Source organism: Pseudomonas haemolytica (assembly GCF_009659625.1).
In the GTDB taxonomy this organism is placed as follows: Bacteria; Pseudomonadota; Gammaproteobacteria; order Pseudomonadales; family Pseudomonadaceae; genus Aquipseudomonas; species Aquipseudomonas haemolytica.
Window position 1 is genome coordinate 251428 of the sequence record NZ_VOIW01000002.1, and the last position, 12647, is coordinate 264074.

The window sequence follows — 12647 nt, forward strand, 5'->3', positions numbered from 1 at the left end:
CTTGAAGCGCGCATTCCTGTCGGTGAAACGTCACAGGCTTAGGGAGCCACGCCGGTAGGAAAAAGCCCGGCATACATATGGTCGACAAATACCCGCAGTTTGGCCGAGGCATGGCGACTGGCCGGCCAAAGCAACCAGAAACTGCCACGGTGCTCGAGGTGGTCGTCCAGCACCCTGCGCAACCGCCCTTGCTTCACCGCCTCATTGACCATGTAGTCCGGCAGGCACGCAATACCGAGCCCTTCGTGCACCACATGATTAAGGGACTCGATGGTGGTACTGACCAATGGCGCGCGCAAGTTCGGCTCTGCTGCGCCCGGTACGTGGCGCAGGGGCCAGGGCTCCAGCTTGCCGGTGGCGCAGAACTTATGCCGCAGGCAGGCGTGATGATTCAAGTCCTGCGGCTGGCGTGGAGTGCCGTATTGATCGAAGTAGCCGGGCGTGCCGACGAGGACCAATTGATAATGCCCCAAATGGCGCGCCATCAAGCGCGAATCTTCCGGCTTGCCTGTGCGAATCACCGCGTCGAAGCCTTCCTCGATCACGTCTACCATACGGTCGGAAAAATCCACATCCAACTCGATATCCGGGTAGGCGCGCATAAAATCGCTGATCACCGGCATCAACAACGCACGTACCTGGGGCACACTGATACGCAACTTGCCGCGAGGGGTGGCACTGGCCTCGGTCAGCTCCTGCTCGGCCGCTTCCACTTCCGCCAGGATGCGCCGCGAGCGCTCCAGGAACAGCGCGCCCTCGCTGGTCAGCGTGATACTGCGGGTGCTGCGATGAAACAGCCTGACACCCAAGCGCGCTTCCATCCGCGCAATGCTTTTGCCTACCGCTGAAGATGAAACGCCCAATACCCGGCCCGCTGCAGTGAAGCTACGGGTTTCCGCGACCTGCACGAATACCGAGAGGCTGCCCAGACTGTCCATGGTGATGCCTCTGCCAATTGCGGACATAAACGTCCGATAAGTTCGGAACCTTAGCCTGTTTTTCCGCGCGTCGCAGCCCCCTACCCTGCCTCCTTGCCCTTCAAGGAGAACCCTTATGAACGACAGCTGCTTATTGGCCGATACAGCCCCTCAGGATGAGCCCTTGCCCCTGGCAGGTTTACTGGCCCTGGCCTCGGCAGGCTTTATCACCATCCTCACCGAAGCAATGCCCGCCGGGCTGCTACCGCAAATGGGTGTAGGGCTGGGCGTGTCCCAGGCCCTCGTCGGGCAGTTGGTGACGCTCTACGCCCTCGGCTCATTGCTCGCCGCCATCCCGCTGACCTTACTGACCCGTGGCTGGCGTCGACGACCCCTGCTGTTGATCGCCATCGGTGGCTTTGCGTTGGTTAACAGTGTTACTGCGTTTTCCAGCCACTATGGCTTGACCTTGGTTGCACGTTTTTTTGCCGGGGTGTTCGCCGGGCTGCTATGGGCATTGCTGGCAGGTTACGCCAGCCGCATGGTCGCCCCTCACCTGCAGGGCCGGGCAATTGCCGTGGCCATGCTCGGCGCGCCGCTGGCCTTGTCCCTTGGCGTACCCGCCGGCACCCTGCTGGGTACGCTGGTCGGTTGGCGCACCAGTTTCGCCATCATGACCGGCCTGACCCTGGTACTGATGGTGTGGGCGCGCTGGCAACTACCGGACTTCGCTGGTGAACCGGCAAGCAAACGCCTGGGCTTGCATCACGTACTGGCCTTGCCGGGAATTCGTCCGGTGCTGTGGGTGACCTTTACCTACGTATTGGCCCACAACATTCTCTATACCTATATCGCCCCCTTGCTGGTGCCCGCCGGTATCGGCAGCGGAATCGACCGAGTGTTGTTGGTATTTGGCCTGGCCGCCTTGCTGAGCCTATGGCTGGTGGGCATCTGGATTGATCGACACCTTCGGCTGATGACCTTCATCAGTTGCACGATGTTCGCCGTGGCCGCCGTACTGCTCGGCCTCTGGCTCAGTTCGGCAATCATCATCTACGTCAGCGTTGCGTTGTGGGGCCTAGCCTTCGGTGGCCTGCCCGCCCTGCTACAAACTGCGCTGGCCAAGTCGGCCGGCAACTCGGCCGATGCCGCGCAATCAATGCTCGTCACGGTGTGGAACCTGGGCATCGCCGGGGGTGGATTGGCGGGTGGCCTGATGCTGCAACGTGGGGGCGTCGTGGTATTTCCATGGGCAGTTTTCGGGCTGATGCTATTGGCGCTGAGCGCAACGCTGGGCAAGGCATTGCACAGACGATGACAAGTTTGTTTACAACTTATTCATCAGCTTCCTATCATCACCCTGGGTGCGTCGCTGCATAAGGTACGGCGCAGGTTAAATGCCAAGCATTGGTCGGGCCGCCAATGGAGATTTGTCGTGCCTGATAAACACCCCGCCATCCCGCGCCCTCAGCGTTTGACCGAGGGCGCGCTGTCTGCCCTTGAGCGTTTTTCACGTATCGAAGCCGTGAGCGGTATCGTCCTGCTGCTGGCGGCGATCGCGGCGCTGATCTGGGCTAACAGCCCCGCCGCCGCGACCTACGAGCATTTCTGGAACACGCCCATCACCTTGGGGCTGGGCGACTACAGCGTCACACGCTCACTGCACTTTTTGGTCAACGACGGGTTGATGACTATCTTCTTCCTGGTAGTCGGTGCCGAGATCCGTCAGGAAATCAAAGACGGCGCCCTCGCCAACCTGAAGCTGGCCACGCTGCCGCTGGGCGCCGCGTTGGGCGGCGTGCTCATGCCTGCGCTCATCTACACCCTGCTCAACCACGGCACCGCCGCCGCGAGCGGCTGGGCCGTGCCCACCGCAACCGACATCGCCTTTGCCGTGGGCGTGCTGGCGCTGCTGGGCAAGTCGATTCCCAGTGGCGTGCGTATCCTGTTGCTGGCCCTGGCGATCATCGATGACATCGTGGCGATTCTGATCATCGCGATCTTCTTCACCGCCAGCCTCGACTACATGGGTTTGGTGATTGCCGCAGGCGGGTTGGCCCTGGTGCTGATTTTCCAGCGCATGGGCATCGGCAAGGCCGCGATCTACCTGCTGCCAGGTGCGATAGTCTGGTTTGGCCTGCTCAAGACCGGCGTGCACCCGACCCTCGCCGGGGTGATCCTGGGCTTGATGACACCGGTCAATTCCAAGCCCACCACCGAACGCCCACTGAAGACCATCGAACGCACGTTCAACGAACTGATGGAGCGGTTCTCACACTCGGCTGAAAGCCCGCAGCAAGTCGCCAAACCCCTAAAGCAACTGCGCGATGCCCAACGGGAAATGTTGCCGCCCGTGCAACGGGTGCAATCGGCACTGCACCCGTGGGTAGCGTTCGGCGTGATGCCGCTGTTTGCCCTGGCCAACGCTGGTGTGAGCCTGGACGGTTTCAACGTGGATGATCCGCTGGCCCACGGTGTGTTCATGGGCGTCATCTTCGCCCTGGTGCTCGGCAAGCCGTTGGGCGTGATGCTGGCGAGCCTGGCGCTGGTCAAGCTCAACATCTGCAAACTGCCCGAAGGTGTAACCTGGACGGGCGTCGGCCTGGTCGGCCTGCTGGCGGGGATCGGTTTCACCATGTCGATCTTTATCTCTTCCCTCGCCTTCTCCGACCCAGCCTTACTGTCAGCGGCCAAGCTGAGCGTATTGGCAGCATCGACCCTGGCAGCAGTGATCGGCCTGACCTGGGGCAAGCTCAAGTTTTCAGGCAAGAACAAATAAGGCGAGTTCAGCACCCGCTTTATCGAGAGCAAAAAAAAGACCCCGGCCTTTTCAGGACGGGGTCTTTTTATTCAAGCCGGCATCAGTACTTCTTGATGTCTGCCTGGGTTTCCAGCTGTTTGCGATACGCCGCGAAGTCCTGCTGGCCAACACGGGAAGCGAGGAAGCGGCGGTATTGCGCCTTTTCTTCATCCGTAGGCGCTGCCGCTTCGTTGACACCGTTCAAGCGCACGAGCACCAGGCTGCCATCGCGCAGCGTCACGGTGGTGAAGGTCGGCTTGTCCTTGGCCGCAGGCTTGGGCATGCGGAACAGGGCTTGCAGCACGGCAGGGTCGATGGACTCCTGACCACGGGTAGCCGCTTCAACGACTTTCCAGGCTTGACCGTCAACCGGCTGGTCCAGCGCGGTCTTGCCCTCACGCAGGCCGGCGATCAACTCGTCAGCATGGGCTTTGGCGGCAGCGCTCGCACGCTCCTTGGTCATCTGGGTGCGAATGGCCGCAGCGACGTTCTCAAGCGGCAGTTGGGCCGGCTTGAGGTGCTCTTTGGCACGCAGCACGATGATGGTTTCCGGATCCAGCTCGATGGCGCTGCTGTTGGCACCTTCATCCAGCACTTCCGGGCTGAATGCAGCAGTGACCACGGCACGGTTGGCCGCAACGCCTTCGCCACCTTCACGGCCAAACGGCGCGGAGGTGTGGACGGTCAGCTTCAAGTCAGACGCTGGCTGAGCCAGGTCGGAGGCTTCGAATGCCGCGTCTTCCAATTGCTTGGTCGCTTCGACAAAACGCTGCTCAACCTGCTGGGTCTTGAGCTCGCGGGTCAGCTTGTCTTTCAGGCTGGCGAACGATGGCACCTCAGGCGCTTCAACGCCCAGCAACTTGATCAAGTGCCAACCGAAGGCACTGCGCACCGGAACCGATACCTGGTCTTGCTTCAGGCCGTACAGGGCGGTTTCGAAGTCCGGGTCGTAGACGCCCGGGCCGGCAAAGCCAAGGTCGCCACCGTTGTTGGCCGAACCTGGATCCTGGGAGAACTCCTTGGCCAGGGCTTCGAACTTCTCGCCTTTGGCCAGGCGCGCCTGGATTTCCTCGATCTTGGCCTTGGCTTGAGCCTCGGTGACCTTGTCGTTGACTTCGATCAGGATGTGCGCGGCACGACGCTGTTCAGCGAGGTTGGCGGTTTCCTTCTCGTAGGCAGCCTGCAATTCATCGTCCTTGACGGTGACCTGGTCGAAGAAGGACGACTTCTTCAATTCCAGGTAGTCGATCACCACCTGGTCCGGGGTCATGAACTCTTTGGCGTGCTGGTCGTAGTAAGCCTTGACCTCATCGTCGGTGAGTTTCACCGCCGCGGGGTCAGCCTTGATATTGACGGTGGCGAAATCGCGGGTCTGTTTTTCCAGACGGGCGAATGCCAGCACCTCGGCGTCGGTCACGAAACCACTGCCGGCGATACCTGCGCGAACCTGGCCAATCAGCATTTCCTGGGTCAGCATCTGACGGAATTGCATACGGCTATAGCCCAGTTGACGGACCACCTGGTCAAAGCGTTCGGCGTTGAACTTGCCGTCCACCTGGAATTCCGGCGTCTGCAGGATCACCTGGTCCAATGCCGCTTCCGAGAAGCCGAACTTGGAATCAGCAGCGCCTTGCAGCAGCAGCTTGCGATCGATCAGGCCCTTGAGGGCCGCGTCGCGCAGCAATTTCTCGTCCAGCAGGGAAGCATCGAAATCCTTGCCCAACTGTTGCATCAGCTGGCGACGTTGCATATCGACGGCCTGGCTCAATTCAGTCTGGGTGATTTCCTCACCGTTGACCTTGGCCACGTCCTGCTTGTTATTACCCGAAGCCTGGAAAATAGCCTCGATACCGGTGAACGCCATCAATGCGACGATGATCCCGATAATGGTCTTGGCAATCCAGCCTTGTGAATTGTCCCTGATATTTTGCAGCATGCGTCCCCCAGAAACGGTTGAACTTCAAAAATTAGGCAACCGTGGAGCGTGGGTAGAGTCCGGATAGAAGAAAGGCGCATCCGAGGATGCGCCTTCTCGTAACTGGCGGAGCGGACGGGGGTTTGAACCCACACCCCCGGCGTGGCGACCCAATGGATACGTGGGTCAGCTGCCGCTCCGCTGCCAGGCCGGACTGCGTCCGACCCGGGTAGGCAAGGCTTGAACGAAGCTTAGTTAACGGCTTCTTTCAGGGCTTTACCGGCTTTGAAACCTGGTTTCTTGGCAGCAGCGATTTGCAGTGCTTTGCCGGTCTGTGGGTTACGGCCAGTGCGAGCTGGGCGGTCAGTCACAGAGAAAGTACCGAAGCCTACCAGTACCACGGAGTCGCCGGCCTTCAGAGCGCCAGTGACGGATTCGATTACTGCGTCCAGCGCACGGCCAGCAGCAGCTTTCGGGATATCAGCGGATGCGGCGATAGCATCAATCAGTTCCGACTTGTTCACTCTAAGTCCCCTTATATATCTATTGAGTATGATTCTAAGTTTTTTGGTGAAAGCAAAAACCAGTGCTGAATGGCCTACAGACACTTAAGAGCCGCTTTATAACAAGGGCTCTAAAAAGCTGTCAAGGAAGCCCCCAGGCTTTAACACATTAATGCGTGCTAATTCTTTCCTTGGAATCGGACTCGCGTTTTTCGTCCTTCGCGACTATCTCCGGAGCCACATCCGGCAAGGGCTCCGGCGCGTATTGCAGCGCAATTTGCAGGACCTCGTCAATCCATTTAACCGGTTTAATCTGAAGATCCTGCTTAATATTGTCAGGAATTTCCTTCAAGTCGCGAACATTCTCTTCAGGAATGATCACCGTCTTGATTCCACCCCGGTGGGCGGCGAGCAATTTCTCTTTCAATCCACCGATGGCCAATACCTGACCACGCAGGGTAATTTCGCCCGTCATTGCCACATCGGCGCGCACAGGAATGCCAGTCAATGCCGACACCAGGGCCGTGCACATGCCTACACCCGCGCTAGGGCCATCCTTCGGGGTCGCCCCTTCCGGCATATGGATATGGGTGTCGTGCTTCTCGTGGAAGTCCAGGGGGATGCCCAGGCTCCGGGCGCGGCTGCGCACCACGGTCTGCGCGGCCGTGATGGATTCGACCATCACGTCACCGAGGGAACCGGTCTTGATCAACTGGCCTTTGCCCGGAATAACCGCCGCTTCAATGGTCAGCAACTCGCCGCCCACCTGGGTCCACGCCAAGCCAGTTACCTGCCCGACCTGGTCCTGTTGCTCGGCCAGACCGTAGCGGAATTTCTTCACGCCCAGGAAGTGTTCCAGCGAGTCGGCAACTACCTTCACCGAGAAGCGCTTTTCCAGCGCATGTTCCTTGACCGCCTTGCGGCAAATCTTCGCGATCTGGCGCTCAAGGCCCCGTACACCGGCCTCGCGGGTGTAGTAACGCACGATGTCGCGGATCGCCTCGACCTCAAATTCGATCTCGCCCTTCTTCAGGCCGTTGGCCGAAATCTGCTTGGGCGCGAGGTATTTGACCGCGATATTGATCTTCTCGTCTTCGGTGTAGCCCGGCAGACGAATCACCTCCATCCGGTCCAGCAACGCTGGCGGAATGTTCATGGAGTTGGAGGTGCACAGGAACATTACGTCGGACAGGTCGTAGTCGACTTCCAGATAATGGTCGTTGAAATTGTGGTTCTGCTCGGGATCAAGCACCTCGAGCAAGGCCGACGCCGGATCGCCACGCATGTCACTGCCCATCTTGTCGATTTCATCGAGCAGGAACAGCGGGTTGCGAACGCCCACCTTTGTCATTTTTTGAATCAATCTTCCTGGCATCGAACCGATGTAGGTGCGGCGATGACCACGAATTTCCGCTTCGTCGCGCACGCCACCCAGGGCCATACGCACGAACTTGCGGTTGGTCGCACTGGCAATCGACTCCGCCAGGGAGGTTTTACCCACACCCGGAGGGCCGACCAGGCACAACACCGGGCCACGGATTTTTTTCACACGCTTTTGCACAGCGAGGTATTCGAGGATGCGCTCCTTGACCTCTTCGAGACCGTAGTGATCCGCGTCGAGGATCTCTTCAGCGCGGGCCAGGTCAAGGCGCACCTTGGTCTGAGCCTTCCACGGCACCTGCACCAGCCAATCGATGTAGGAGCGCACCACGGTGGCTTCGGCCGACATCGGCGACATCTGCTTGAGCTTGTTCAGCTCCGCGGTGGCCTTGGTCAAGGCGTCTTTCGGCAGGCCAGCGGCGTCGATACGCTTTTTCAGCTCTTCGATTTCGTTGTGGCCTTCTTCGCCGTCGCCGAGCTCTTTCTGAATGGCCTTCATCTGCTCATTCAGGTAGTACTCGCGCTGGCTGCGCTCCATTTGTTTCTTCACGCGGCCACGGATGCGCTTCTCAACCTGCAGCAGGTCGATTTCGCCATCCAGCAGTGCCAGCACATGCTCGACACGCGCCGGCAAGTCGATGATTTCGAGGATGTCTTGCTTCTGCTCGATTTTCAGTGCCATGTGCGCAGCCATGGTGTCGACCAGGCGGCTTGGCTCATCAATGCTATTGAGGGAAGACAGGACTTCAGCCGGGACTTTCTTGCCCAACTGCACATACTGCTCGAACTGCGAAAGCAGGCTGCGAACGAATACCTCGGACTCTCGCTCCGGGGCTTCAACTTCTTCGATCAGCGCCACTTCAGCGCGAAGGTGACCGTCCACCTCCATGAAACGCTCTACGGCACCGCGCTGCTCACCTTCCACCAGCACCTTGACGGTGCCATCAGGCAGCTTGAGCAATTGCAGCACAGTGGCAATGGTGCCGACGCGATACAGGGCCTCTTCGCCCGGATCATCATCAGCTGGATTCTTCTGGGCCAACAGCAGGATTTGCTTGTCGCCCGTCATCGCGGCCTCGAGGGCTTCGATAGACTTCTCGCGCCCCACGAACAGCGGGATAACCATGTGCGGATAGACGACGACATCACGCAACGGCAGGAGAGGCAATTCGATGGTTGTCTTCATGATTTCGCCTCTATGACAGTTGAAAAGTAAGCTTGAAACCAAGATGGGGGTTACATGCAAAAAAAACAAGCTCATTGCCAGCAGTTAAACGCATGAATAAACGCGATTTTAACCACCGCACCGAGAAATCACCCAAAAAAACAAGGGGCCCCTAGAGGCCCCTTGCTTGTACCGCAACTGCTGGACGCTTAGGCGTCTGGCGCAGCCTTGGCAGCCGGCTCACTGTTTTCGTAGATATACAGTGGCTTGGACTTGCCTTCTATAACGCTTTCGTCGATCACCACTTTACTCACCTCGGACTGCGAGGGGATTTCATACATGGTGTCGAGCAAGACGCCTTCAAGAATCGAACGCAGGCCACGTGCACCGGTCTTGCGCTCCAGTGCCCGTTTGGCCACTGATTTGAGTGCGTCGGTACGGAACTCGAGGTCTACACCTTCCATCTCGAACAACTTGGCGTATTGCTTGGTCAGGGCGTTTTTCGGCTCGGTGAGAATCTGAATCAAAGCAGCCTCATCCAGCTCGTCCAGCGTGGCCAGGACCGGCAGGCGGCCAACGAACTCGGGGATCAGACCGAACTTGACCAGATCGTCAGGCTCGACTTCACGCAGCGACTCGCCCACCTTCTTGCCTTCTTCCTTGCTGCGCACTTCCGCACTGAAACCAATGCCGCCACGGGTGGAACGCTGCTGGATAACCTTCTCCAGACCCGAGAACGCACCGCCACAAATGAACAGGATGTTGCGCGTATCAACCTGAAGAAATTCCTGCTGCGGGTGCTTGCGGCCGCCTTGTGGCGGTACGGAAGCAACCGTGCCTTCGATCAGTTTCAACAGAGCTTGCTGCACGCCTTCACCGGATACGTCCCGGGTAATCGACGGGTTATCGGACTTGCGCGAGATCTTGTCGATCTCGTCGATGTAGACAATACCCATCTGGGCTTTCTCTACGTCGTAGTCACACTTTTGCAGCAGTTTCTGAATGATGTTCTCGACATCTTCACCCACGTAGCCAGCCTCGGTGAGGGTGGTGGCGTCGGCGATGGTGAACGGAACGTTCAGCAGGCGAGCGAGGGTTTCTGCAAGCAGGGTTTTACCCGAGCCTGTAGGACCGATCAGCAAGATGTTGCTCTTGCCGAGTTCAACTTCGTCGCCTTTCTTGTCACGCTGGTTCAAGCGCTTGTAGTGGTTGTACACCGCTACGGCCAGAACCTTCTTTGCACGCTCTTGACCAATGACATATTGATCAAGGATGCCGCTGATTTCTTTAGGCGAAGGTAATTTATGCGCACTGCTCTCGGCCTGGGCTTCCTGCACCTCCTCGCGGATGATGTCATTGCACAGGTCGACGCATTCGTCGCAGATAAACACCGAGGGGCCGGCAATCAATTTGCGCACTTCATGCTGGCTTTTGCCACAGAAGGAGCAATAGAGCAGCTTGCCGTTGTCCTCGCCGTTGCGGGTGTCAGTCATTCGTTCGATCCAAATCCGATAGGCTTGCAACACAAGATGAAGGCTTATGCGGGCTTTTTCAAGCCCGCCAGTGGTCGGACATGCCGACCAGCCCTATTTTGAGCGGCTTATATTAAGCGGGGCGCTTGTCGATCACTGCGTCGATCAACCCGTATTCCTTCGCGGCTTCAGCGCTCATGAAATTGTCACGGTTGGTATCGCGCTCGATTTCTTCCAGGGTGTGCCCGCTGTGCTTGGCCATCAGCGTGTTGAGACGCTCACGAATGAAGAGGATTTCCTTGGCGTGGATTTCGATATCCGACGCCTGGCCCTGGAAACCGCCCAGTGGCTGGTGAATCATCACGCGCGAGTTCGGCAGGCAGAAACGCTTGCCTTCGGCACCCGCGGTCAGCAGGAACGCGCCCATGCTGCAGGCCTGGCCGATACAGGTGGTCGACACGTTTGGCTTGATGAACTGCATGGTGTCGTAGATCGACATGCCCGCCGTCACCGAACCGCCCGGCGAGTTAATGTAGAGATGGATGTCCTTGTCCGGGTTTTCCGCTTCAAGGAACAGCAGTTGCGCACAGATCAGGTTGGCCATGTAGTCCTCTACCGGGCCCACCAGAAAGATCACTCGCTCCTTGAGCAGGCGCGAGTAGATGTCGTAGGCGCGTTCGCCACGAGCGGACTGCTCGACAACCATCGGGACCAGGCCGCCTGCGGCCTGGATATCAGAGTTCTGCTGAATATAGGAATTACGGAACATGCTCTGCAGTTACTCCCAAATAGTCATGTCTTGAAAACGCATAAGCCAGCGCGAGGCTGGCTTATGGTTGAATTTCCAACGAGTTGGACAATCAGTCGGCTTGTGCTGCTTCCGCCGGTTTGACTGCTTCTTCGTAAGAGACCGCTTTATCGGTCACCTTAGCCTTCTGCAGAACAGTATCCACAACTTGTTCTTCCAGCACAACCGAACGTACTTCGTTCAGCTGCTGGTCATTCTTGTAGTACCAAGCCACGACCTGCTCAGGCTCCTGGTAGGCCGAAGCCATTTCCTGGATCATTTCGCGAACGCGGTCTTCGTCTGGCTTGAGGTCGAACTGCTTGACCACTTCAGCCACGATCAGGCCCAGCACAACGCGGCGCTTGGCTTGCTCTTCGAACAGCTCGGCTGGCAGTTGGTCAGGCTTGATGTTGCCACCGAACTGCTGGACAGCTTGTACGCGCAGGCGATCCACTTCGTTGGACAGCAAGGCCTTAGGCACTTCGATCGGGTTGGCGGCCAGCAGACCGTCCATGACCTGGTTCTTGACCTTGGACTTGATAGCCTGGCGCAGCTCACGCTCCATGTTCTTGCGAACTTCGGTGCGGAAGCCTTCGATACCGGTTTCCTTGATACCGAACTGGGCGAAGAACTCTTCGTTCAGCTCAGGCAGCTTAGGCTCGGAAACGCTGTTGACAGTAACAGTGAACTCGGCGGCTTTGCCGGCCAGGTCCAGGTTCTGGTAGTCAGCAGGGAAAGTCAGGTTCAGCACGCGCTCTTCGCCGGCTTTAGCGCCAACCAGGCCGTCTTCGAAACCAGGGATCATGCGGTTGGAACCCAGCACCAGCTGGGTGCCCTTGGCGGAGCCGCCAGCGAAGACTTCGCCGTCAACCTTGCCAACGAAATCGATGTTCAGCTGGTCTTCGTTCTGGGCAGCACGTTCGGCCACTTCAAAACGGGTGTTCTGCTTGCGCAGGATTTCCAGCATGTTGTCCAGGTCCGAATCAGCCACTTCGGCGCTCAGGCGCTCGATAGCGATACCGTCGAAACCGGCCACTTCGAACTCTGGGAACACTTCGAATACGGCAACGTATTCCAGGTCCTTGCCCGCTTCCAGGGACTTAGGCTCGATCGAAGGCGAGCCAGCCGGGTTCAGCTTCTGCTCGACAACGGCTTCGTAGAAGGAAGCCTGGATCACGTCACCCACAGCTTCCTGGCGCGCATCGGCACCAAAACGACGTTTGATTTCGCTCATCGGCACTTTGCCTGGACGGAAACCAGCGATCTTGGCCTTCTGGGCAGTCTGCTGCAGACGCTTGTTGACCGCAGTCTCGATACGCTCTGCCGGCACGGTGATGCTCAGGCGGCGCTCGAGAGCAGTAGTATTTTCAACAGAAACTTGCATGGATATTCCTCGTTGCACAGACGTTAGCCGGCCATTTCCGACCCCAATCAAGGGCATGCATTCTAGTGGGTCAAACTCAAGAAGTCACCCTACAGGAAATACGCCCGTAAACAGCCGGCAATTTATCGGTACGAAAGCACTGTTGCGCCCCGCCCCGGTGACAAATAAAGCCAATCACGCCAGGGCTCTACGCCGCTTCTTCTATATATAGAAGGAGTCGTCATTCATCTCCCTGACGCCCCGCCCTGCAATAGGGCGGATAGACAACGCAGCATCATCGAGACACATAAATACGATGAAACGCCCTGCCATTGCGACCCAGTA

General features: G+C 58.3%; 9 protein-coding genes. 2 read left to right on the top strand and 7 right to left on the bottom strand.

The genetic code is table 11. The features are described from left to right. Positions 1–38: 38 nt before the first annotated feature. Positions 39–938 (bottom strand): LysR family transcriptional regulator, encoded by a 900-nt coding sequence (locus tag FRT59_RS07360; RefSeq protein WP_198809607.1) that lies wholly within the window; start codon positions 936–938, stop codon positions 39–41. A 115-nt stretch (positions 939–1053) separates the two neighbouring features. Here FRT59_RS07360 and FRT59_RS07365 point away from each other — a divergent pair, with 115 nt between their 5' ends. Both FRT59_RS07365 and nhaA read left to right on the top strand, forming a co-directional pair. After that, a complete protein-coding gene (locus FRT59_RS07365) occupies positions 1054–2235 on the top strand; it encodes an MFS transporter (protein ID WP_153870814.1) in 1182 nt (393 codons plus the stop codon). A gap of 117 nt (positions 2236–2352) precedes the next feature. Continuing rightward, entirely contained in the window at positions 2353–3696 is a 1344-nt protein-coding gene (nhaA, locus tag FRT59_RS07370) for a Na+/H+ antiporter NhaA (RefSeq protein ID WP_198809608.1), read from the top strand. A gap of 82 nt (positions 3697–3778) precedes the next feature. Here the strand turns inward: nhaA and FRT59_RS07375 are convergent, their stop codons facing one another. The 6 genes from FRT59_RS07375 to tig form a co-directional block, all read right to left on the bottom strand. Continuing rightward, positions 3779–5653: a SurA N-terminal domain-containing protein gene (locus FRT59_RS07375; protein ID WP_153870815.1), complete on the bottom strand. Its 1875-nt coding sequence runs from the start codon at positions 5651–5653 to the stop codon at positions 3779–3781. Between the two features lie 230 nt (positions 5654–5883). Then, the gene (locus FRT59_RS07380) at positions 5884–6171 is read right to left on the bottom strand and encodes an HU family DNA-binding protein (protein ID WP_221034285.1); all 288 of its coding nucleotides are present in this window, start codon (positions 6169–6171) and stop codon (positions 5884–5886) included. 133 nt (positions 6172–6304) lie between these two features. Further along, positions 6305–8701, bottom strand: a complete 2397-nt coding sequence (gene lon, locus FRT59_RS07385) for an endopeptidase La (protein WP_034120378.1) — start codon at positions 8699–8701, stop codon at positions 6305–6307. A gap of 188 nt (positions 8702–8889) precedes the next feature. After that, positions 8890–10173 (bottom strand): ATP-dependent Clp protease ATP-binding subunit ClpX, encoded by a 1284-nt coding sequence (clpX, locus tag FRT59_RS07390; RefSeq protein ID WP_010209414.1) that lies wholly within the window; start codon positions 10171–10173, stop codon positions 8890–8892. Between the two features lie 112 nt (positions 10174–10285). Beyond that, positions 10286–10921 (bottom strand): ATP-dependent Clp endopeptidase proteolytic subunit ClpP, encoded by a 636-nt coding sequence (gene clpP / locus FRT59_RS07395; protein ID WP_034120379.1) that lies wholly within the window; start codon positions 10919–10921, stop codon positions 10286–10288. Between the two features lie 91 nt (positions 10922–11012). Then, entirely contained in the window at positions 11013–12323 is a 1311-nt protein-coding gene (gene tig, locus FRT59_RS07400; RefSeq protein ID WP_153839241.1) for a trigger factor, read from the bottom strand. Between the last annotated feature and the right edge of the window lie 324 nt (positions 12324–12647).